Source organism: Maribacter antarcticus DSM 21422, from assembly GCF_000621125.1.
GTDB lineage: Bacteria > Bacteroidota > Bacteroidia > Flavobacteriales > Flavobacteriaceae > Maribacter > Maribacter antarcticus.
In genome coordinates, this window is the sequence record NZ_KK211214.1 from 1,037,249 (window position 1) to 1,061,741 (window position 24,493).

Sequence of the window (24,493 nt, forward strand, 5' to 3'; positions counted from 1 at the left end):
TAAATAGAGGTAGTACGAACGACATAATGATAGCCCAATCTAAATTTATCAAAGTAAGCCTTGTTGTTAGCGCATTAGCAATACTACCACTAGGTTCTATCGATATGTCGAATAAAAAATCAGTAAGATAATATGGTATTAAAACAACAATTATGGATAAAGTAGTAATAACATTAATAATTATATTATGCTTCGGAGCGGTTCATGCTCAGAAGCCCGTTGTAACTGATGAATTTGATCGATTTCTGGTAACAAAGCAGACGAAAGTAGGTGATGTGATTGGTCAGATTGAATTGGTTGAGCCAAATCCCAATCCCACGTCTTGGTCTCTTGTTAAACCAATACCGGGTGGAGATCGAAGGAATTATCTAAAGGAAGGTCAAAGTGATGCCACTAAAATTGTAGAAATTGATGCCAATACTGCAGAGATCAAACTTAAAAAGAAGCCACTTATAAATCCAGGACATTACTATGCCGAAGTTCGAGCTACAAACGTCGATGGTTTTATGGAACAGGTGCTCATTATTATCGTCAAAGAGGAAAAGCCAAAACTGGAAGATGCACTCCGTATATTTACTCAGAAAAGAGAGGCTGGTGGCATGAAGTTCTATGCAACAGAAACTGTAGATAAAGAAAAGATTGATTACGCTGCCAATATCTCTAGGGCGTTGTTATTAAAAGATAGGCAAGGTTCTGGTTTAATAACAGAGCAAATGAAGAAAACGAACGCTGGGATGACACTATTCAAAACCTTTGAAGAAAGAAATACTGCCATTGGTTTTTACATGTATCAAAGTGAAGTAGGAGTCCAGACACAGGATCTGGAGGATGAAGAGATTATTCCTAGCTACATCCGTCTTGGAGGACCTAGAGATCTTAGACGTGATGCTTCAGCGGAAGAGATCACACATATGATTCATCGTGGTGGTATTATGAAGGTTTACCCTGGCGTTCAAAAACGTCTTGAAGCCGCTACAAAAGTAGCTGTTGAGCGTGGTTTTTATCAACCGCAGGATGGGTTGCCAATAGAAGATTATGCCGATGAGTACTTAGCTTTTGGGGTCGACATTAATTATGGTGTGCTTAGCCATCGATCTTTTGAAGGCAAACGACTAACCCCAGAAAATCTTCAGGAAATGGATTCTGAATTATACGATATTCTTCATTTTTTATTTCCAAATCGTGTTGAGTTTTTTAAGGCTATGGGATGGTAACTAAAAGAACTAATCAAGGAAAAAGTTTAAATCTATTTTAAAAAACAGTTTGCTATTAAAAATACAGGTGATAATTGACCAGATTTTAACCTTGTTAAGTAGTACTTGAAAGAACGATTTCCTAGAACCAATGAAGTGAAGTACGTGATAATCGACACTTACTTATAGAAATTGATGAAGACCTTAGTCTCTCATTTAGGCAATCTCTATAGATTTAGATTCACAATTTAAAAGAATTGAGAGAGAAAAATATAATATCCATATTATTAGTGAATGGCATAAAAATTACAAACAGAATTTTGGTTTTCGAAAACCATTGTTACGATTGGGGATATCAATCTCAGGTCTCATTGATATAGAAGTATATTATAAAAAATTTTAATTATGAAAAAACACGATTTAAAATCATCACTTATCATTTTAATAGCCTTAACCATTCAAGTTCATGCTCAAAACAAAGCTGAACTACCATCTATGCAAGAACTAGAAAAGATGGGTATGGAAGACTGGAAAAATCAGATAAGAAGGGAGAAGTTCGATATGATTCTTCCAAAAATAATGAAAGAAAATGGAGTTGATATGTGGATACATGTCATGCGAAGTGGCCTTGAAGATTCCTTTGGTTCGGAAGACCTAGGTTCTTCTTCAGGATTAATTGTTTTCACTGATACGGGTAACGGTAAAATAGAACGTTCGGTTTTAGGTAGAAGATGGGGAGCGACCCAGAGAATAATGCAAGAAGGGGTTTATGTGACCCCTGAAAGTACTGGCGTGTATGATTTAATTTATCCTTCTGTATTCGTCACAGAATACCTCGCTGATCCTATGACTGAATATGACTTCCGTTTCAAAGGACTTCGGGAATTTATTGATGCAAGAAACCCTAAGGTAATTGCAGTAAACTATCGGGAAAGCTTGGGTCCCTGGGAAACTAATCAAAATGTAAACGATGGAATTTCTCGTACAGATTATATGCTTTTGTTACAAGAACTTGGCGATAAATATGCACAACGACTAATTTCTTCAGAATACCTCATGATGTACTATCAGATTAGTCCAGTTCCCAGCGAAGTAGAATTGCTTAAGAAAATGAGAGCCGACGAAATGATTTTGGTAAAGCAAGTTTTTGATGGTATTAAACCAGGCATAACTAAAGTTTCCGATTTGGGTAAAACAGAGCACTTAGAAGTTGATATTACCGCTTTTAGAAGAATGAATACAGGGTTGTCTCAGCGTGGAAGAAGTGCTGGTTGGGAAGACGCGGTGGTTAAGGGTGGTGACCTAATTGCTGCGCCTAGCCAAGGTAAGTTTGCTTATGTACTTAAAGAAGGTGAGAAACGACCTCCAGCAGATATTAAGCGTATTTGGCAGGAATACTTAGACGTTGAGAACGTGCTTTATGAAACCATAAGAGCTGGTCGTACGCCTAGAGAAATCGTAAAAGATTATACCCAAAAGCTAGTAGAAAAAAACATTATTGTGGTTGGCCCTCAGCTGCATATGTTTCAACCGAAAAATAATTTCCCTACTTACTCTGCTGGTCATGACGCTACCAAAACCCTTATTTCTATTGATTTACACGGTAAGGGAATGGGAGCAACGGCCAATAAGCACGACATTTATTTAGGACCTAGAATAGGTTCTTACGGACCAGAATGGGTATTAGATATTCCACTATCAGAAAACCATCACTTTGTATTGGAGTATTTCTTTTATATGCCATCCAAGGCATCAAAGGGACAAGACCAGTATTTACTTTTTTGGAATCACGAACAGGCCATTGCTACAAAGACCGGCGTGGAATTATTATTTCCAGCACAGAAAGAATTGATACTCATAAAATAATTAAAAACACGAGCATGCGTAAAGTTAAAATAATAATCATTTTACTAATAAGTTGTTTTGTACAACCTGTATGTGCTCAATATTCGCAATCAAAAGCCAATCATGAGCTATTAAATTTGATAAGAAGTGAGAAATTCAGGTTAATACTTCCAGGAGCCATGCGAGACAACAACGTTGATATGTGGATTCATGCCATGCGAAGAGGAGACCATGATGCATTTAATATTGATTTTGGTGTAGATATGGGGTTTGTAATTTTTACAGACCACGGTGACCGCATTGAAAAAGTGGTAGTTGGTATAGAATGCTGTGCTAAAATTGCAGATGAATCGCTTTATGATGCTATCATGGGTAATATTGATTTAGCAAAATATATATCGGAAAGAGACCCTAAAAAGATTGCCATAAATATGTCAAGCTTACTTACCCATGGAGATGGACTTTCACATACTAATTATGTTGAGTTGGTTAAAGAAATTGGAGATAAATATGCAAATAGGTTGGTTTCTTCGGAAAATGTGATCACCGATTTTAGGGTGCGTAGAATACAACCAGAAATTAGAACTTTTGCTAATATTTGTGAATTACAGCGCCAGGTTATGGAAACTGCCCTGACAAATATTGTTCCTGGAACAACAACTATTAATGATGTTTATTGGTGGTCGGAAGATCAATTATTAAAAAATGGTATTGCAGCCTCGTATTACGGTGGACGAACACCTAGAGTTTTACACTCTGAGGTTTCCAAACCTTCAGAGTATAAAAGTTACGATTATAAATTTCAACCTGGGGACCTCATATCTTGGGATTGGGAAGTAGTCCATCTCAATATGGGAACTGATTATAAACGAAACGTTTATATACTGCGTGATGGTGAAACGGAGGTCCCAGCAAGTGTGCAGCATGCATGGGAAAGGGGATTGAAAGCTAGGGAAATTATTCGAAACGAAATTGTGGTTGGCCACACAGCTGGAGAGACAATGAAAGCTGTAGTCGCTGCACTGGAAAAGGCTGGTTACGTTTATACGCCTTTTGAAGATACACCTAGAGATCTTGAAATTATTGATGCGCTAAAAGGCGATAAAAAATCTGGTTTCTCAGTAGATTTCCATTGCGTAGGAAATACAGGAAATAGTGAAGTTGCTGTTGGCCCAGCATTTGCACCTTTCCGTCCTTATCGCTCACACTTTAAAATTCAGCCAAATCATTTATTTTCCTTTGAATATATGGTACACACCTATGTGCCAGAATGGGGAAAAAGGATTTCTATTAATTTTGAAGATAATCATATAGTCACTCAGAATGGAGTTGAATGGTTATATCCACCAAATAAGAAAATTCTTTTAGTAAATCATAAATAATAGACAGATAAATGAAGATTTTAATAAATATACTTTCAGTATTACTTTTAATTTGCTCATTGGCTCAGGCTAAAGAAATTGAGAATAGGAGTTATTACAGTACACCTTCAGACTATGCACAATTAGTTGTTTTGTTAGCGGAATTTAGGGAATTTCAAAAAATGAAATTGGAGGCTGGCGTTCCAGATTATTCACCGGCTTCAGTAAAAGATAAAAGTTTGGGTATTACTAGTTTTCAACAGCGTTTAAAAACCATAGATACAACGTACTGGTCAGTTACTGAAATGGTTGATTATCACCTTGTTCGTGCTGAAATGAATGGTATGGAATTTCAATACCGTGTAGTGAGACCATGGTCAAGGGATCCAAGTTTTTATTTACAGACGCAGCAAGGAAGCGGACCAACACGTTATGGTTATCTTAAAGTGAGTGATTTTCCAGTTGCCAAATCTGATTTGGTAGATTTTAAGATAAAACTGAAGGCTATTCCCAAAATATTTGAGCAAGCCAAACAAAACCTTACTGAAGGCGCAGCAGATTTTGCAACACTAGCACTTCAGCATTTAAATGAAGAGCTTAGTTATTATAATGAAATTTATAATTCGGTGGCTAGTAATCATCCATCATTAAAAAAAGATGCACAAAACGCCATTGAGGCGGTAAAAGACTATGGTATATGGTTGGAGAAAAATAAAATTTTAATGACCGCTAAGGCAGGCGTTGGTAAAGAAAATTATGGTTGGTTAATGAAGCATGTTTACTTGTTTCCTTACTCATGGGACCAAATCAAGATGATTGTAGAGTTAGAAGATAATCGAGTTAGAACCTTTCAGCGTTTATTGGAAAACAAGAATAGGGATATTCCTCCAATTATGCCGGTGCAGAGCAAAACAGCTTATAAGGCTAGCGTAAAAGAAGCGCTGGACTACATCATAAAATTTCTTAAAGATCAGGAAATTTTTACTATGGAAGATTATTTAACTATAGATAATTATTTTGGTAGCTGGCATGATTTTGATAAACCATGGCCAGAAAAGCATGACTATTTTTTTAATTTTTCCCACCGGGATCCTGTTATGGAAGAAACACATGAAATGGTTGGTCATCATTTTGATGATCTCAGGGCAGATAGAAACCCTCACCCTATTAGAGGAGGCATACCACCGTTTAAGATATCTACAGCTAGACACGAAGGTTTTGCTTTTGCATTAGAAGAGCTTATGATGTATGCAGGTTACCTTGACGAAAGATCGCCACACGCTAAAGAAATTGCATATGAACAAGCTGCTTTTCGAACTGTAAGAGCCTTGTCTGATGTTTATATGCATAGCCTAGATTGGACCTTGGAAGATGCTGTGAATTATTGTGTGGCTAATGCGCCTCACGGCGAGCTATTAGCAGATAGTCATCACCTTTGGTATGAAATGGCTACTACATTGCGTGGGGTAGGACATCATATGCTCATGGTGGTGGGGAAGGTGCAGTTTATGAAACTATTTCGGGACAGATCTAATCAACTTGGTGATGCTTTTGTATTGAAGGATTTTATGGATGAATTTATTTCTAGTGGTTCAATTCCATTTGCATTGACTAGATGGGAAATTACAGGTTATGATGATGAAATAAAAATGCTAGTTTTAGAGAAACAGCAAAACGATTAAGAACTTTAAACGAAATATAATAGTTCATGGTAGATTCAAATAATATCTTGTACACAGACTCCCTTCCTGCTGGAACACATTGGTCACTTACAATGAAAAGAGGGCATACGCTGCGGTTAATTGATGATGAAGGAGGAGCCAATGTAGGCATGCTTTTTTATAATCCTTATAATTTATTGGAACGTATTAATATTCCAGATACTTTAAAATGTCAGCATACTTTTAAATTAACCAAAGGCAATTGTCTTTACTCAGACATGGGACATATTTTTTGTTCCATAATCGAAGATACTTTTGGCTGGCATGATGGCGTTTGTGGAAATACCAATCAAGCTATGGTCGCTAGCAAGTGGGGAGCTAAATCTTATCAGGAATTTCGAAATGACTGGCGACAAAATGGTAATGATTCGTTTCTTGTAGAGTTAGCAAAATATGGTCTTGGTACAAAAGATATGGCAGCAAACCTTAATTTTTTCAGTAAGATTGCTGTAGATAATCATGGTAACATGTCTTATGATACTTCTATTACCAAAGCTGGTTCAGCTATTGATCTCAGGTTTGAGATGGATACCTTGGTTGTTTTTCATACATGCCCACATCCATTAAATCCTGTAGATGAATATCCAAAGCATCCCGTGACGTATCAGATACTAAAAGCAGATTCTGTCCAAGATGATGATTTCTGCAAGAATTCTTGTGTTGAAAATCAGCATGGATTCATGAATAATTATTTATACAACTTACAAAACTAAAAGGGAATGATTTTTAAAAGCACATTATTAATTGAAAAGGCAACGTTTCGAGAAATAGTCCTTGCGGGAAATTATTTTATAAAGAAATTAAATAAAGGGCAGACTATTAGAATTTTGGATTTGGAAGGTAATCAGGCAGCTGACACCTTATTTTTTAGTGCAGAAGATCCATCAGAGCGTTATAGCGCGGTAGATACCATTCGTAATCAAAAAAATGTATACTTAACAAAAGGTACTGTTTTAATGTCTAATGGATGCAAACCATTGCTAGAAATTGTTGCCGATACTTGCGGGAGGCATGATACATTAGGCGGTGCTTGTGCTACAGAGTCGAATACGGTGCGCTATGGTTTGGAAAAAAAAAGTATGCATGCCTGTAGAAATAGTTGGATGTTGGCAGTAAGTGAAAACAAGGAGTTTGGATTAACAAAAAGAGATATTACGCATAATATTAATTTTTTCATGAATGTACCCATTACTAAAGAAGGTAAACTCACTTTTGAAGATGGTATTAGTGATGCAGGTAAATATGTAGAATTGGAAGCTAAAATGGATGTTATTGTGCTCATTTCTAATTGTCCCCAGTTGAATAATCCTTGTAATGATTTCAACCCAACCCCAATTGAAGTGATTATTTGGTAAAAAAAATATAAATGTTTAAAAAGGTATTAATTGCCAATAGAGGTGCTATTGCAGTGCGTATTATTAGGACTTTAAAGAAGCTCGGTGTAAAAGCCGTAGTAGTTTTTTCTGAAGAAGACAGAAATAGTCTTCATGTTGATTTGGCAGATGAATCTTATCTTCTTGGGAGTGGCCCAGCGAGAGCTACATATCTTGATCAGCAAAAGTTAATAGCCATTGCTAAAAGTTCGGGTGCTGGTGCTATTCACCCGGGATATGGTTTTCTTAGCGAAAATACAGAATTTGCTGAATTGTGTAAAACGGAAGGCATAGTGTTTTTAGGTCCTACTCCCGAGCAAATGAGGGTATTTGGACTAAAGCATGAAGCTAGAGCTCTTGCAACAAAGGCAAAGGTTCCTTTACTTCCTGGAACAGCATTACTTACTTCCCTTGAAGAAGCGAAAATGCTAGCTGACCAAATAGGTTACCCCATTATATTAAAAAGCACGGCTGGCGGAGGTGGTATCGGCATGGAAATTTGCCATTCAGCCCAAGAACTTCACGATAACTATGAAAAAGTAAAAAGCCAAGGAAAGAACAGTTTTTCTAATGCAGGCGTATTTCTCGAAAAATTCGTAGCCAGAGCAAGGCACATTGAAGTACAGGTTTTTGGGGATGGAAAAGGAAAAGTAATAGCATTGGGTGAGCGAGATTGTTCGGCACAGCGTAGAAATCAAAAGGTGGTTGAAGAGGCACCTGCAACTAATCTTTCGGAAACTGTAAGGTTGCAATTATATGCCACAGCAGTGCAGTTGGCTTCCTCGGTAAACTATCAAAATGCAGGTACAGTTGAGTTTATCTTTGATCAATCGGATGAAAAATTTTATTTTCTCGAGATGAACACCCGACTGCAAGTAGAGCATGGAGTTACAGAATACATATTTGGAATGGACTTGGTAGAATGGATGGTCCAACTTGGAGCAGGAACGTTGCCTTCTCTAGAAAAATTAGAAAAGATGCATGGTTCAAAAGGTCATGCGCTTCAGGTTAGAATATATGCGGAGTCACCAGGAAAGAATTTTCAACCGAGTGCAGGATTACTTACTAATGTGCAATTTCCAACTATAGAGAATGGACGAATTGATACTTGGGTGGAATCAGGAATAGAGGTGCCAAGTTATTATGATCCTTTAATCGCAAAAGTAATTGTACATGCAAAAGATCGTGCAACTGCCATTGTTCAATTACAAAATGTATTGCGTGATACTACGCTTTATGGTATTGAAACCAATATAGATTATTTAAAAACTATTCTAGCCGAAGATATTTTCCAAAAAGGAAAGATTTACACCCAGTATCTCAATAAGTTTAAATATAGTCCTAATACTATCGATATCATTAAACCTGGAACGTTTACTACCATTCAGGATTACCCCGGTAGGACTGGATATTGGAATGTAGGTGTACCACCATCCGGGCCTTATGATAGTTTAAGTTTTAGATTGGGTAATGAATTGTTAGGTAATCCTGAGGATACGGCTGGACTTGAAATAACTGCAAATGGGCCTACATTAAAATTTAATGTAGCTACTCAAATCGTTTTAACGGGTGCAGAAATAAATGCCAGTTTAGATGGTAAAAAAATAGCATGTTGGACAACGACTCAAATTTCTCCGGGACAAATATTAAAATTAGGTCAAGTAGCCCCTTTTGGTATGCGTGCTTATTGTTTAATTAAGTCTGGTATTAATTGCCCAGAATATTTGGGATCGAAATCTACCTTTACGCTTGGACAATTTGGAGGCCATGCTGGAAGGCAACTACAAATAGGAGACGTACTAAAAATTAAACCAGAAGAACAAATTCTTCTAGAAACAACAATCTCGCCAAAAGATCGTCCCCAAATTTTAAATCAATGGAAATTGAGGGTAATTTATGGACCTCACGGAGCTCCTGATTTTTTCACAAAAGAAGATATTGAAACCTTTTTTAAAAACACCTGGGAAGTCCACTATAATTCCAGCAGAACAGGTGTTCGATTGATTGGGCCAAAACCAGAATGGGCAAGAACTGATGGCGGTGAGGCGGGTATGCACCCTTCAAATATACATGATAATGCGTATGCTATTGGAACTGTAGATTTTACTGGGGATATGCCAGTAATCCTCGGTCCCGATGGACCATCTTTGGGTGGTTTTGTTTGTCCAGCTACTGTTATACAAGCAGATTTATGGAAGCTTGGACAGTTAAAGGCAGGCGACAAGATTAGGTTTGTGCCCGTTGCTATTGAAGATGCGGTAGACGTTTTTATGGAACAGGCGGAACAGATTAAACTATTTAAAATTAAAGAGAAAGAACTTTCGGTAAAAGCTCCTGAGTCACCTATTCTAGAAAAGATTGATAAACAAACGTATGGTGTAGAAATTGGTTATCGAGTTTGTGGAGATGCTTTTGTTTTAATTGAATATGGTCCTATGGTATTAGATATTAATCTAAGATTTAGGGTTCATGCGATGATGCTTACGTTAGAAAAGACATCTTTTGAAGGAATTCTAGAGCTTACACCTGGCATTAGATCACTTCAGGTGCACTATAATCCATTAAAAATTTCAGTTAAAAAATTACTCGATTTTCTTAAAGAAGCAGAGTCTTCACTTAAAAACCTTGATCAGATTAAGGTGCCTGCAAGAATTGTTCATTTACCAATAAGCTGGAATGATACCGTATGCCAGATGGCTGTAGAAAAATATATTCAGTCTGTTCGTAAAGATGCACCTTGGTGTCCAGACAATATTGAATTTATAAGACGTATTAATGGATTAGATTCTGTTGATAAAGTTAAACGTATTGTTTTCGAAGCTAGTTATTTGGTTATGGGGTTAGGTGATGTCTACTTGGGTGCACCAGTAGCTACGCCAATTGATCCGAGACATCGTTTAGTAACAACTAAGTACAACCCGGCTAGAACCTGGACAGCAGAAAACTCGGTAGGAATTGGAGGTTCTTATTTATGTGTATATGGGATGGAAGGGCCAGGGGGCTATCAATTTATTGGGAGAACACTACAGATGTGGAATCGTTACCATCAAACCAAAGATTTTAAATTGCCTTGGTTATTAAGATTTTTCGATCAAATACGGTTCTATGAAGTTTCTAATGAAGAGTTAAGTATTATTCGAAGAGATTTTCCTAAAGGAAACTATAAGCTCAAAGTAGAAGATATTGAATTTTCTCTGGCAGAGCATCAAGAGTTTCTATCTAAAATTGATGATGAGGTTAAGGTGTTTCAGCAATCTAGAAATCATGCTTTTGATCAGGAATTGGAAAGATGGGTAGAAAGTGGTCAAATTAATTTTGTAACCAACAAAAACGATATACAGCAGGGAGAGGAAGAGCAACTTGCTGAAAACGAATTTGCTATACAGGGTCCCATTTCAGCGAGTATATTGAAAATAGAAATAAGCATAGGACAAACTGTGCTTGTAGGGGATGCTCTTATGACATTAGAATCCATGAAGATGGAATTTCATATACTCGCAGAAGAACCAGGAATTATAAAAAAAATACTTAAACAACCAGGAGAGGACGTAAAAGTAGGACAAGACATTTTGATTCTAGAAAAACATAAATAAAATGGAAAATAATGTATTAATAAATGCGCTTTTGTTAGGGTATCGCGAAGGTAGTGTAACACCTGAAGTAGTTGTAAAACAAATCCAAGAAGCCATTAAAAATTACGAAGACTACAATATTTGGACCTATTGTCTAAATGAACAGGAGATTAAACCTTATCTAGAAAGGCTAAAAGATTGTTCTATAGATGAACTACCGCTTTATGGAATTCCGTTTGCAATAAAAGACAATATAGATCTTAAAGGGATACCAACTACGGCAGGTTGTGAATCATTTGCCAGAATTCCAGAAAAATCTGCAACCGTAGTAGATTTGTTAATTAAAGCAGGGGCTATCCCAATTGGAAAAACCAATTTAGACCAATTTGCAACTGGTCTTGTTGGAACGCGTTCGCCAGAAAAATGGGGTGCATGCAGAAATGCTTTTAATAAGGACTATATTTCTGGTGGCTCAAGTGCTGGCTCAGGTCTAGCGGTTTCTTTAGGCCTCGTTAGTTTTTCATTGGGTACCGATACAGCTGGCTCCGGGCGTATCCCAGCAGCATTGAATAACATAGTCGGGTTAAAACCAAGTAAAGGTTTGATTAGTACACATGGTGTTGTACCTGCTTGTCGTAGTTTGGACTGCGTAAGTATTTTTGCTTCTACGCCTCATGACGTTGCGAAAGTTTTTGATGTCGTATCTGTACCAGATTCTAAAGATGAGTACAGTCGCCACTTTCCATTTGCTATTAATCATCAAATCTTTGGAAATTTAAAAGACATGCCAGTAATTGGAGTTCTTGCAAAGAACCAGATGGAAACATTTGGCGATGAGGATACGATTAATCAATATGAAGCAGCTGTTGCTACGTTGCAAAAGTTTGGTGTTAGGACAAAAGTTATTGATTTTACTGCCTTTATCAGTGCAGCCAAATTACTCTATGAAGGTCCGTGGGTTGCAGAGCGTTATATAGCAACGTCAGACTACCTCAACGATATGCTTGATGTTACAAAAACTATTATTTCACAAGGAGCTAACTATAACGCTATAGATGCTTTTAATTCTGAGTATCTACTAAAAAAATATAAAGTCGCAGCCGATATAGAATTAAATTATGTTGATATGATAATTACACCATCAGCACCAGGTCATTATAGTCTGGCGGAAATTGAATCCGAGCCAATAAAAAAGAATTCGCAGCTCGGGTATTATACAAATTTCATGAATCTTTTAGATTATTCTGCTGTTGCTGTTCCTTCAAGTTTTAATAATGTAGGATTACCGTTTGGAGTTACTTTTTTTGCTGACAAATTCCAAGACAAAAATTTATTATCATTTGCGCAGTATTATCAAAAGAATAGTGGGTTGACGCTTGGTGCAACACATACAATCTTTCCTGAATATGCTCTGGAGAAAGGAAATAATGGGCGGGTAAATATTGTTGTTTGTGGAGCGCATTTAAATGGCTTTCCGCTTAATTGGCAGCTTACTGAAAGAGGTGGTTTTTTGGTGAAAAAGACCAAAACGGCGGCATGTTATCGATTTTATGCACTTGCTGGTGGCCCACCACACCGTCCTGGTTTAATTAGGGATGTTTCAGGTGATTCAATTGATGTTGAAGTTTGGTCGCTACCAGTTGAATATTTAGGTTCATTTGTAGCAAATATACCTGTACCATTGGGTATTGGAAAAATTGAGTTAATTGACAACAGCTGGGAGACTAGTTTTATTTGTGAGTCTTACGCTATTCCAGAAGCACTTGATATAACGCATCTTAAGAGTTGGGAATCTTATATTGACGGTTTAAACAATTAAATCAGATATTTTATACTTCTTTTTTAGAGAATTAAATTATTTCCATGTTTTGATTCAAAAACTATTATGTGCAATATTGCAGGTGCCATTGTCCAGTCCAGGACCTTTGTAAATAAAAACGATTATAAAACAGAAGTTTTAAAAGAAGGAAATAAAGTGCCTTGGGTTTGTGAAGTTAAAATACGAGAATTCGAGACAAAATTTGGATATAATTGGAAAAATGCTTTCAAGAAAAATACCATCGCAAGACTCCCTGAGATAACTACTAATGACCAATATCCTGTAGTCAATATAACTTGGCTGGATTGTATAGTATATACCAAGTGGGTATCTAAAAAAAACAGGATTAAATTTCACGTTACCTACCGAAGCAAAATGGGAATATACTGCAATAGGAAAGGATGAGTGCACATAGCCTTGGGGTAACAGGTTACCTTATGGTACTAGAGCAAATTATGCTGACGAAAGTTTTAATAAATATTTTTTTGGTCCAGAGGAAGCACTAGTACATTTTGGAGTAGATGACGGTTACCCTATTACTTCACCAATAGGTGTTTTTCTATAAGGAAAATCGCCAATAGGGGCATTAGATTTGGTTGGTAATGTTAGATAATGGGTGTATAATTATATTAAGGATGAGGTTTCAAACTCTATATATTTAGAAGAAAATAATATTAAATTAATGAAAGGCGGATTGTGGTCAGCTTCAGCAGGAAGATTTAATTCTAAACCCAATGAAATAAACATGGGGCATAATATTCGATCAGACGCTAGACAAGCTTTTGAGCACGATAATTCAGATGACCATTCTGTTTTTAGAATTGCCATATTCTACACAAAAAGACCAATGTAATAATGAAAATAAAATCAACATATTTTTATAATAAAAAGGTCTTGGCTTTTTTCTTGTACCTAATGTTTCCTTTTGTATTGATTGCACAACCTAGTGTTGAATCATTAATTGAAAACGTTCATTTTCGCCAAATTGGGCCTACCCGACAAGGGGGTCGTGTTGTGGCCTTCGCGGTTTCCCCCCAAAATCCTTTTCTGTTTTATGTCGCAGCCGGCCCCGGGGGTATCTGGAAAACTGAAAATAACGGTAATACCTTTTACACGGTTTTTGATAATGAAGATATTGCATCGGTCGGTGATTTGGCAATCGCTCCTTCTAATGATAATATCGTTTGGGTAGGTAGTGGCGAAGCCAACCTAAGAAATAGTACCTACTATGGCAATGGCGTGTACAAATCTACTGATGGGGCAAAAACTTGGCAGCATATGGGACTTCCTGAATCGCACCACATTGGTAGGGTTCTGATTCATCCCACCAACCCTGATATTGTTTACGTAGCGGCGCAAGGACACTATTATTCCGAAAACCCTGAACGAGGCATTTATAAAACTATTGATGGAGGAAAAACTTGGACAAAATCATTAGCGGTAAACATTGATGGGCGAGATATTGGTGCGACCGAAATTAAAATGGATACTAATAATCCTGACGTGTTGTATGCAGTTACCTATGACCGTTTGCGTACACCTTGGTCGTTTAAAACAGGAGGTACAGGTAGTGCGATATACAAATCAGTTGATGCTGGAAAATCTTGGAAAAAATTAACTACTGGATTGCCAAATACGAACTTAGGGAAGATTGGATTCGATATTTTTCATAAGAACCCGAAAGTTTTATATGCCACTATAGATGAGCAACAAGATAATACTAGTACCCATGTTATTTATAGAAGTGACAATGCTGGAACATCATGGAAACAAGTGAGCGCAGCTACTGAGAGTATTGGTAATCGTTCCAATTATTATGGACAGATTATTATTGATCCAAATGATGATCAGCATATTTATGTACTGAGTGAGTTAGTACAGGAATCTTATGACGGCGGTAAAACTTGGAAACAATACATACAGTATGGAGGAGACAATCATGTGCTTTGGATAAACCCAAAAAATTCGAAACACATGATGATGGGCTATGACTATGGAATGGCTATTACCTATGATACAGGTAAGAACTGGTATCACCCAGACGAATTGCCTATGGGTCAATTTTATGCTATTGGCGTGGATATGGAGTATCCTTATAACGTTTATGGTGGTACTCAGGATTTTGGTTCATGGAAAGGACCCAGTACAAAAAAGGGGCGTTTTCCTATTCGTTTTGAAGACTGGGAACATGTAAATGGCGGAGATGGTTTTTATAATATAGTTGACCCAACGGATAGTAGGTGGTTGTATTCGAGCTCGCAATTCGGACATATTACCCGCATTAACCAAAAAACTGGCGCAAGAAAAACCATTGTTGGAGATGATACCCAGAACCTTCGTTTTAATTGGAATACTCCTATATTGATTTCACCACATAATAGTAAAACCTTATATGTTGGAGCGCAAAAAGTAATACGCTCTGCAGATAGAGGTGATACTTGGCAAGATATTAGTCTAGATTTAACAGAATTCGACATAAACAAAAAAGGCTTTGGACCTTTTGTTTATGGCACATTGACAACACTAGATGAATCCCCAGTTAAAGAAGGTGTTATTTGGGCTGGTACAGATAATGGCAATGTTCATATTACAACTGACGGTGGTAAAAACTGGAAAAAAATAAAAATCATTGGTAATCCAGAATATTGGGTTACTCGTGTATCCACATCACATCATCATGCAGGGACAGCTTATGTTACGTATTCGGGTTTACGGAGAGATGATTTCAGACCTTTTATTTATAAAACTACTAATTATGGAAAAACATGGATTTCTATTTCATCGAATTTACCCAATGAATCTATCAATGTTATCAAAGAAGATTCTAAAAACCCAAATCTTTTATTTATAGGAACAGATAAAGCGGTGTATGCTAGTTTTAACAGTGGTAAATTTTGGTCTAAAATGGAGAATAATATGCCAACGATTGCTGTGCATGATTTGGTGATTCACCCTCGTGAAAATGATTTGATTGTGGGTACGCATGGCCGAAGTATTTTTATTGCTGATATTTCTCCTTTACAAGAACTGACACCTGAAGTTTTAAATGAGGAAGTTCATTTATTTGACATTGAAGCCAAAGTTCAATGGAGGATGACAAGTCAAGCTTCGGTAAGTGCACAGAATTTTACTGGAGAGAATGAGCCGTTTGGAGTTATGATAAATTATTATTTAAAAACTCCAATTAAAGGAGAAGTGAAACTAACAATTTATGATGGCGATAAGTCAATTAATGAACTAATAGGAACAAATAATACAGGTGTCAATTGTGTGCAATGGGGAATGACTAAACGCATGCTAAGAACCTTAGAAGAAATAGAAGTATGGAAAGAAGAACAAAAAATGTTGACCGAAGAAGAAGAGTTTTTCGATTATTATGATACGGTTGAAATTTTTCCTGAAGAAGGCGAAGAGGTAGATAGATACGGGCGGTCAATGCGGACTCGTGTTCATTTTAAACCAGGGCTTACAGATATAGATTTTAAATATACACGGGTAAAACCAGGGGAGTACAAGGTGGTATTATCTGCTAATGGAATAACATTCAGTAGGAATGTAACAATCTTAGAGGATAAGTGGTACGATGAGTAACCCTATTCAAAATACGAGCGCACTAAATGAAGGAAATTGAAAACACCTCATAGTATATAAAATGAATAGAATTAAGGAAGCAAGCGCCATAGAGTTTGCGATTTTCGTAAGTATTTTTGGTGTGGGGAAATTAATTCTCCCCCCTTTCTTAGGTTTTAATGCTGGAAATGATTGTTGGTTAGTTACTCTTGAGTTTTTAATTTCAGCGGTCATAACCCCAATATTAGCTGTCTTGGCACATGCCAGAACTCAATGGACCATTGGGGCTCATCGCTGTTTATATTGGGCATAATGTTGGCTTTTCATAAAAATAAAGAAAATGAGATTTATAAAAAAAATAGTTTTAGTAGTAATTGTTTTGCTCTTGGTAGGATTTGTTTTTTTAAAAATAATCATTCCAGATGAGTTTAAAAGTCAAGAGAACCCAGCATCAAATTCTCCGTTAGATATGTTCGATAAATCTGCAGTTATTTTTTATGCCATTACTATCTATGGTACTAATGGTGTACCTGCCGAAAAACTAAAACATGCCGCAGAAGTTACAGCGCAATGGCTCGATAATAATCAAGATGGGCAAATCGATGATAAAAATCTACAAAAAGCCTTAATTAAAAATAAAGCAGTGGTCATTATGTCTCAAGATGGATTTTCGATGTTACCGATGCTACAGATTATGTCAAAATTTTCGGGACATGCACTTCAAGATTTATCGGCAGAAGAAACCAACAATCCAAGTAGGAGGGATGCTTCACAAGAAGAAATTCATCATATTATCATGAATGCGGGATTTCAGAAAATGTTGCCCAAAACGTTTAGCGACCAAGAAAGTGATGGCAGCAAACTCTATAAGATTTGGAAGTATGCGAATGACAATGGTTTTTATGCCTACGATGACCCAACCTGTGATGATGCTTGTAAAACTACCGAATTCGTTTATTTGGCAACTGCCGCTTATTTAGATTCTCAAGCTGATTTATTTTCAGATGAAATGCGTGTAAAAACAAGAATGGAGCTAAAAGAAAAATTACCAGGAATACTAGAACTATTTGAATCCAACGCCTATATATATCCCATCCATATATGGCCTGATGGAAATTATAAACATGCAAAAAATATCAAGTATTTCGGACTAAAATAATTTAATAACCTTTAAATTAAGAGGGATGAAAAATAGCATAAGCAATAAAATACTCGTTTTAGCATTACTTTTAGTTACAAGTTGTGGCTTAAAAAAAGTGAAAGTATCTAAAGTAACAACTAACACTACGTCAGGAATAGAAAATATTTTTAATCAAGAATTGGGTATAGAAACAGTACCGGAAATTTTAGGGAAGGAGTATACCAAAAACTTTGAAAGATATACCAAGGTGCTTGCACCAAATGGCAAACCCATTCATATCGTTATTCAAGATGATATTACCGATGGGCAAGCTGTGCGCTGTCGAGGTATTTTAGAGCATTTTTTAAAAGATTACCCAGGCTCTAAATATGGCAATGATAAAAGTGCTATTGCCAATAAAATGGCAGAAAATAATGCTGTATTAGCTTTAATGAATGGGCAGGATGATGGTAAAACTGAGGTTAGGGTAAACGCGCAATCTTTATTTAAAAATGAAATTCAGGTAGAAGGACATTCTTGGTATACCAATCAAAATTATGAACATAGAGATGCCGCTTACGAAGAGATTTTACATTTTGTACATGATAATGGTATTGGTGTTGATGGTCCGAATACAATGCCTGGAGCTGCTCCTGAACTTCAAAAAGAAATACGGGCCGCACAAGTAAACGGTCTAGCCAATAAATTATGGGCAGATAACGAAAGAGCAAAAGATTGGATCGAAGAACTTGCTGAAGAAAATAGCTTATCTCAAGAATACTTGGCAGCTGTAATTGATGTTTACTATGGTTTATGGGGAGCTTTTGACGAAAATGCAGGAATGGGTGGTTTGTATGTTGCTAAAGTTAGGGATGCTATAAAAACCAAAGATGCAATGGCTTATGAATTGATGAACAATAAATTTTTTCATCCGTATATAACCTATAATGCAAGAATTGATAGTGAATTTAAGGGTGTTTTCTCCTTAAAATTTGATGAATCTATACCCTATACACATCACGCCAGATATTTAAAAGATATTACTTTATTAGGAAATAATGATACGAATGTTCTAGTAAACCAACTGGATAATGATATTACCGGTAACGAAGGAATCAATACCGTTTTTTTTCCTGGTAATTCCTACGAATATGAAATTCTAACAAAAGCTGGGATGACTACCGTAAAAGATAATACCCAGACTCGAAACGGACAAAATACATTGCGAAATATCGAGAAACTACAATTTGCAGATAAATCTGTTGATTTATAATAGTTAATGAGCTTTGTTAGTTTTTTTGCTAATCCAAAAAGTTTAAACGAGTTTAATTAGAAAAACTAAAAACATGAAATTTTCAAAACAAATTAGAAATATAAGCTATGTTTCCCTTGTAGTGCTCTTTACTACATTTGGTTGTAAAAATGCAAAGACAGATACTTCAAAAGAAGAAGTTGAAATAGAAGAAATTAGTGAAGAAGAAGATAAAATAGGAGGTTTTTTGCCTAAAACATCATTTACCGATGAAACAGTAGATCTTGAAGATTCTACAGTTGTCATAACGGATTTTGATGTAAAAGGCTTCCCGAAAAAAATGGAAACCTACGGAACGTTATTTGTAATGATGGACGGCGTTCCTGATGAATTTGTAAAAGAAGTAGCACTTACATTCCATCAAATGTTCCCACAAGATTCATTATTAGACCTAAAACAACAACAACAAGTATTAAGTACTATGCTTCAATACAAAAGTTTGATACCTGTATTAAAAGGAAGATATGAATCTCTTGGAGACGATTTTGAGCAAAGCATGGAGACTTTATCAAATGACTATAGTATATGCGATATTATTATGTACAAAGATGGTACAGGTAGGCAAACCATGGAAGTTGTTGAACACCTGCTACATTATGTAACAAGTATAGGTTTACATTTAAATTTGCCAAAAGAATGGAGTTTTACCGATGCCGACTCTGAAGTAACAAAAGTTATGAATAAAGCTGTTGAGTTAGGCTTATATGATATTAGTGGCTATGGAGATATGAGGGATGAAAAAGAAGTGTATCAACGTATAATTGTTCAAGAATTCTCGTATTGGTTAATCAGTACGTATTGGGATTTGCAAGAGCCGTACGGTAATTTGGAAGAGGAAGAGTGGAATATTGATAATAAAAAAAAATTATTAGAAAAGTTGCCTGATGGATATAATTTGGTAGAAACTACGGTAAATAAATTTATGAAATCGCCATCAATGGAATCGCTTGAGAAATTTAGAAAATATAATTAATAAAGCTTCGGTGAATTGGTAAATTCACAGATATTTATTTTATTTCCTTTTCAGGATTTGTAACAGCTTTAAATCATCAAGAAAAACTTTAACCTTCGGAGAAGAACATATCATTTCATATGATTACCTAAAAATAAAAAAATCTTGCTAATCATAAGATTAGCAAGGTTTTGGTCTCGGATGGTCTCCGATTAAGTGACCTGGCCGGGGTTTTATATTTGCACTTAGTGACCACCTAAGGCAATCATAGTCCTGATTTAGTGCTAACTATTTATATATTATCCTTGTGTTAGGTATAGTTCGCTATCTTATTGGTTGAGAAGATGTTGTGAAGAAATTGGATAGCTGCGATAAGTTATAACCACAAAAGATTTTCCTCCCAGTTCTCCGGGAATCCCATTTCTTGTTTATCCACAAAATCATTCTCTTTAAATAAGATTTTTAATTTCTCCTTTTGACTATGACCAGGAGATACTTTATTAAGAACATATAGTAAACATGAAATCAGATAATACATAGAACGTGGGTCCGCTGGTGGACTTACAAAGTTTGAATTTGGTTTCCCTAGTATTTTTGGTGGTAAGTGAAGTTTTCTGTTCCATAAGCGACTATGGTGAGCAATAATATTTCGCGTTGTATTGAATGCTAACAACCAACTTTTTAAAAAATTGCTATTAGGTAAATCAAATTCGGAAGCAATCCTGTTCTTACAAACTATATCATTTCTAAGATTACTATATATTTTAGACAAACAGCCAAAAGATACAACCTCTAATGTTTTGTAAGCTGGCGGTCTATTTGTTGATCCATATTTTTCATAATGTTTTTCCACAAAAACTTCTTTTGTTCTTAAAAGTTCTTTATCAATTTCTCTTACTGATTCATTGAAAAAATCTTTGGAGTGAAAACTTTTTAAGTCTTCGAACCACCATTGTCCGAGTTCTATCGATGGATAATAGACGAGTTTGGTTCTCAATGCTATTTCAACACGCTCTATTATATCAAATAATAAAAGTTTTAATTTTCTATCAAACGTATATAGGTTTATTACATCTGTAAAATTTGTACCCTCTTTAAATTTATGGTTTTGTTTGTCCGTTTGAAATTCCCACCAATATCCTTGAAGCCTAAAATAGCTAATGTTTTTAAGATATTGTTTTGCGATGTCATCGTCGTTGATTATTAAACCACGGTTTCTTAAACGTGCAATTTGTTCATCTAGATTTATTATTTTTTTTGGGTACTCTGTCTTTTTCAATTTAATATAAAAAAAAGACCCGCCTGGGTGCGCTGAGAGGAAGCGTGGCGAGTTCTGTTACATCAAAGATATAGTAAAGTGGATAAGATTTTAAAAACAATTCATTCGAATTATCTATGAAAAAGTATTCTAAAATAGAGAATTATTATAGAGGGTTATTTAGCGCGAAGTAAATTTCACACTTCTTAAGTCCCTTTTAATAGATTTATTTTTTAGGTATTAAAAATTAGTTATGAATAATTGTTGCAACTTTGACTCTACCACTTGGAGTGTATCTAACTTTTTGGGCAGAATTAAAAACCATTCTAGAGCTGATGTTTTCAATTTCTTTTTTAAGCTTTCCAACTTGATTTTTAATAACTGAAACGATGTACCATATAAACATAGGTATGCATAAGTAAGGAAATAGACCACCATGGTTCGCTACTAATGCACTAATGCCTAATTCAGTCATTTCTCTTTCTATATTTACTAATCTATTGTTTTTAGATTTTTCAGTTAAGTTAAGAACGTAATCGGAAACTTTTTTATAAGCCTTATCCTTCTTGTACTCTTTTTTAAGTAACATGTAGTTTGTAATAGTAATATCATCAATGGAATAAATCAAACTATTTATCGAGTCATCTAGAATATTAAATAATATTTTATCATTTTTATGTTCGATTCCATTTATATTTTCCGATCTAAGGTCATCTCGCAACTTATAAAATTTATACTTAAGACCTTGCTTTATGGTTTCGGAAATTACTTGTTCATAATACAAATGCCATAATCCAAGAACAACGAATATTACAAATACATATGTCATACGTCTTTTTTACTTGATGATAGTTCTCTACTAGATAGATGGTTTTGCAATTCCGTCTTTTTCTCGGATATCCTATCTATCTCAAATTGGTGTATCTTTTTTAAGTATTTAACCCTAAATGTTGAAATTAAGACTATTGCAACGAACAACGCCCATCCTAATATACTAAAATTCTCCAATAGTTGTATTACATTTTCGATGAACGGTAGTATTTCACCACCCGGTATTTTCATTACTGAGATTACAATAATTAATCCAAAAACCATGTAAAAAAGTTGACCTTTATCAAAAGCTTTTGATAATAATTTTAAAATTACAAAATTAAAATTTGGAGTGTAGGGGTTGTGCTCTTCTTTTTTCTTACCTCTAGACATTCATAATTTATTTTTTGATTTATTCGAGTGCTAAAAATAAATTAATTATTTAAACTTTAAGCCTTTGTAAAAAGTTCTTTATAAATAAATAGTTTTTTTAGCCCTGCTAACTGATGATTAAAAGTCCAAGTATTAATTTTCTTTAATTCTAGTCTACAAACCCGAATACTTTAAGTGTTACCGCTATAAATGCTATTATTAAGGCTGATGTAAACAACCACCTTCAAAACTTGGTATTTAAGAACCAAAACCTAGAGTCGTCATTATATTGTCTGAATAGCATTGTGTAAGTATAGTTTTTTTAAAACATGGGTCCATATGATTATTTAACACTATCAGATGAAGAGCAATAGAAAGAACTCTGGGACAATGGTAAGCATTTAGAGAATATGGTTCTTATAGATACTAAATACTCGCTTTACGCCCTCCATATGTTCTTTGTAGAGGTAGAGGTTTCAAAAAAAAGTAAAATAATAGAAAAAAAAGAATTCAAGACAGGAGAGTTATTGAATAAGTAATCCATTTAGAATCATACTTGCTTACAATGCATTTAAACATTCTATATTTAGTATAAAATTTATTTACACTTAGTATAATTATACTAAGTGCAAACTACAAATATATTCTATTCAGTCTGTTGTCATTTTAACGCAACAAAGACAAACTATAACAAGCAATAATATCTATGATTTAAACTATCTATTTAACTAATTGATAACCAGGGTTATGTGATAATAATTTGTTGAGAAGCGGTTGTGAAGAAAGGGTCTAAAACTAAGTAAGCCACTGATTATCAGTGGGTTAGTAGTGACCTGGCCGGGGCTCGAACCCGGGACAGTAACTTCTTTATATCCAACCTTTTGCCAAATTGTCAACTTTTTAGGGATCCGAATTGTATGCCTTTTTATTTTTATAATAATACAATATACGCTGTCCTGTCCGTTATAGTATAAATAAAATGGACACATTTTTTTATGAGTAGAACTGTAATAATAAATAAACTATTTAGTAATGAACCAGAATTTAAATCATTACATACATTTCTGTTAAAATGCAGTGATCAGCAGTTTGATGAAATTATCGCCTCCACTATTGCTAAAAAAGAGTCCGCTCCATTACTACAATTAAAAATACGTAAACAAAACTTAGTTAACCTTTCAAAGTTAAAGCATCTACAGGAAAAAATACCAGAACCAACAAAACTAAAGTCAAAGTCAGCTGTTGGTCAAACATTCCAAGATAAGTCAATATATACTGCGTTAGACCTTTATAACTTAAATATCGCGGAAGTCCCGAAATTATTAAATCCATTTTTTCAAAAAGTAGGTATTGCTGCTTTAGTAGGTACTTCTGATTCTGGAAAATCTACTTTTCTTAGACAACTTAGTCTCGCTATAGTTTTGAAGCAAGAAACTTTTTTAGGTTTTGAATTGGAATGTAAGTATAATAGTGTCATTTATGTAAGCACAGAGGATGATTCGCATACTGTAAGCTATTCTATTAGGAAACAAATAAACCATCTAAAGAATGAAAAGAGCAAACTGGATGTAAAACTACTTAGCAAACTTAGTTTTATGTTCGACTCAGATAATCTATTAAAGAACTTAGAGAAGAAGCTTATAAAGCAACCTGTAGATTTAGTGATCATAGATGCATTTGCTGATGTATTCACTAAGGAAATTAATGCCAATACTCAGGTAAGACAATTTCTAAATGGATATGATCAATTAGCCAAGAAATATGGTTTTTTGATTCTTTTTTTACACCATACAGGAAAAAGAACAAATTCTAAAATACCCTCAAAGGATAATATAATAGGTTCTCAGGCATTTGAGGCTAAAATGAGGTCCGTTATAGAGCTTAAGCCTCAGAACAATAATCCCAATAGAAAGGATTTATGGGTATTAAAAGCAAATTTTCTGGAACTAAAACACAAAAACAAAAGTTACATACTTGACTTTGGAAAAGATTTACTTTTCTCTTATACAGGTAATAGGGGTACATCAACAGAAAGTAAAACTACCAATCCAAAACTGATTAATAAAGTAAGAGAACTTAGTAATAAGGGTATGTCAGTAAGGAAAATTGAAGAGGAATTGAAAGGTACCGAGTATGAAATTGGAAAATCTACTGTCAATAAAATTTTACAAGACTACAAGGGCTAAGACTTTTCTGTGCCAATTAAAGCATACTC

At 35.2% G+C, this 24,493-nt stretch carries 19 protein-coding genes; 16 read left to right on the forward strand and 3 right to left on the reverse strand.

The window, feature by feature from the left end; genetic code table 11:
- Positions 1–152: 152 nt before the first annotated feature.
- From Q360_RS0121025 to Q360_RS0121095, 15 genes are all read left to right on the forward strand, one after another.
- Positions 153–1,214: a hypothetical protein gene (locus Q360_RS0121025; protein WP_027078838.1), complete on the forward strand. Its 1,062-nt coding sequence runs from the start codon at positions 153–155 to the stop codon at positions 1,212–1,214.
- 384 nt (positions 1,215–1,598) lie between these two features.
- Positions 1,599–3,059 carry a hypothetical protein gene (locus Q360_RS26240; protein WP_027078839.1) on the forward strand — a complete coding sequence of 487 codons (1,461 nt, stop codon included), beginning with the start codon at positions 1,599–1,601 and terminating at the stop codon, positions 3,057–3,059.
- A 14-nt stretch (positions 3,060–3,073) separates the two neighbouring features.
- Positions 3,074–4,420, forward strand: a complete 1,347-nt coding sequence (locus Q360_RS0121035) for a M24 family metallopeptidase (protein WP_169734686.1) — start codon at positions 3,074–3,076, stop codon at positions 4,418–4,420.
- A gap of 11 nt (positions 4,421–4,431) precedes the next feature.
- Complete coding sequence (locus tag Q360_RS0121040) at positions 4,432–6,081, forward strand: DUF885 family protein (protein WP_027078841.1); 1,650 nt, start codon at positions 4,432–4,434, stop codon at positions 6,079–6,081.
- A gap of 26 nt (positions 6,082–6,107) precedes the next feature.
- Complete coding sequence (locus Q360_RS0121045) at positions 6,108–6,833, forward strand: urea amidolyase associated protein UAAP1 (protein WP_027078842.1); 726 nt, start codon at positions 6,108–6,110, stop codon at positions 6,831–6,833.
- 6 nt (positions 6,834–6,839) lie between these two features.
- Positions 6,840–7,475 (forward strand): urea amidolyase associated protein UAAP2, encoded by a 636-nt coding sequence (locus tag Q360_RS0121050; protein WP_027078843.1) that lies wholly within the window; start codon positions 6,840–6,842, stop codon positions 7,473–7,475.
- Between the two features lie 11 nt (positions 7,476–7,486).
- Positions 7,487–11,086: an urea carboxylase gene (uca, locus tag Q360_RS0121055; RefSeq protein WP_027078844.1), complete on the forward strand. Its 3,600-nt coding sequence runs from the start codon at positions 7,487–7,489 to the stop codon at positions 11,084–11,086.
- 1 nt (position 11,087) lies between these two features.
- The gene (gene atzF / locus Q360_RS0121060; protein ID WP_027078845.1) at positions 11,088–12,884 is read left to right on the forward strand and encodes an allophanate hydrolase; all 1,797 of its coding nucleotides are present in this window, start codon (positions 11,088–11,090) and stop codon (positions 12,882–12,884) included.
- A gap of 66 nt (positions 12,885–12,950) precedes the next feature.
- Positions 12,951–13,289 carry an SUMF1/EgtB/PvdO family nonheme iron enzyme gene (locus Q360_RS0121065; RefSeq protein WP_027078846.1) on the forward strand — a complete coding sequence of 113 codons (339 nt, stop codon included), beginning with the start codon at positions 12,951–12,953 and terminating at the stop codon, positions 13,287–13,289.
- Between the two features lie 277 nt (positions 13,290–13,566).
- A complete protein-coding gene (locus Q360_RS0121070; RefSeq protein ID WP_156950211.1) occupies positions 13,567–13,737 on the forward strand; it encodes a hypothetical protein in 171 nt (56 codons plus the stop codon).
- A 2-nt stretch (positions 13,738–13,739) separates the two neighbouring features.
- On the forward strand, positions 13,740–16,475 hold the full coding sequence (locus Q360_RS24160; RefSeq protein WP_051554851.1) for a WD40/YVTN/BNR-like repeat-containing protein: 2,736 nt from the start codon (positions 13,740–13,742) through the stop codon (positions 16,473–16,475).
- Between the two features lie 61 nt (positions 16,476–16,536).
- On the forward strand, positions 16,537–16,767 hold the full coding sequence (locus Q360_RS0121080) for a branched-chain amino acid transport system II carrier protein (protein WP_027078848.1): 231 nt from the start codon (positions 16,537–16,539) through the stop codon (positions 16,765–16,767).
- A 27-nt stretch (positions 16,768–16,794) separates the two neighbouring features.
- Positions 16,795–17,613 carry a hypothetical protein gene (locus Q360_RS24165; RefSeq protein WP_211251611.1) on the forward strand — a complete coding sequence of 273 codons (819 nt, stop codon included), beginning with the start codon at positions 16,795–16,797 and terminating at the stop codon, positions 17,611–17,613.
- 25 nt (positions 17,614–17,638) lie between these two features.
- Positions 17,639–18,847 carry a hypothetical protein gene (locus Q360_RS0121090; RefSeq protein WP_036196357.1) on the forward strand — a complete coding sequence of 403 codons (1,209 nt, stop codon included), beginning with the start codon at positions 17,639–17,641 and terminating at the stop codon, positions 18,845–18,847.
- Between the two features lie 73 nt (positions 18,848–18,920).
- The gene (locus Q360_RS0121095; protein WP_027078850.1) at positions 18,921–19,859 is read left to right on the forward strand and encodes a hypothetical protein; all 939 of its coding nucleotides are present in this window, start codon (positions 18,921–18,923) and stop codon (positions 19,857–19,859) included.
- A 355-nt stretch (positions 19,860–20,214) separates the two neighbouring features.
- Here the strand turns inward: Q360_RS0121095 and Q360_RS0121100 are convergent, their stop codons facing one another.
- The 3 genes from Q360_RS0121100 to Q360_RS0121110 all read right to left on the reverse strand — a co-directional run bounded on the left by Q360_RS0121100 (position 20,215) and on the right by Q360_RS0121110 (position 22,299).
- Positions 20,215–21,117, reverse strand: coding sequence for an Abi family protein (locus tag Q360_RS0121100; RefSeq protein ID WP_036196358.1), 903 nt, complete (start codon positions 21,115–21,117; stop codon positions 20,215–20,217).
- A 226-nt stretch (positions 21,118–21,343) separates the two neighbouring features.
- Positions 21,344–21,925: a hypothetical protein gene (locus Q360_RS0121105; RefSeq protein ID WP_027078852.1), complete on the reverse strand. Its 582-nt coding sequence runs from the start codon at positions 21,923–21,925 to the stop codon at positions 21,344–21,346.
- Entirely contained in the window at positions 21,922–22,299 is a 378-nt protein-coding gene (locus Q360_RS0121110; protein ID WP_027078853.1) for a hypothetical protein, read from the reverse strand. The genes Q360_RS0121105 and Q360_RS0121110 overlap by 4 nt, the downstream gene beginning before the upstream one ends.
- 974 nt (positions 22,300–23,273) lie before the next feature.
- Here Q360_RS0121110 and Q360_RS0121120 point away from each other — a divergent pair.
- Entirely contained in the window at positions 23,274–24,464 is a 1,191-nt protein-coding gene (locus Q360_RS0121120) for an AAA family ATPase (protein ID WP_027078854.1), read from the forward strand.
- Positions 24,465–24,493: the final 29 nt, after the last annotated feature.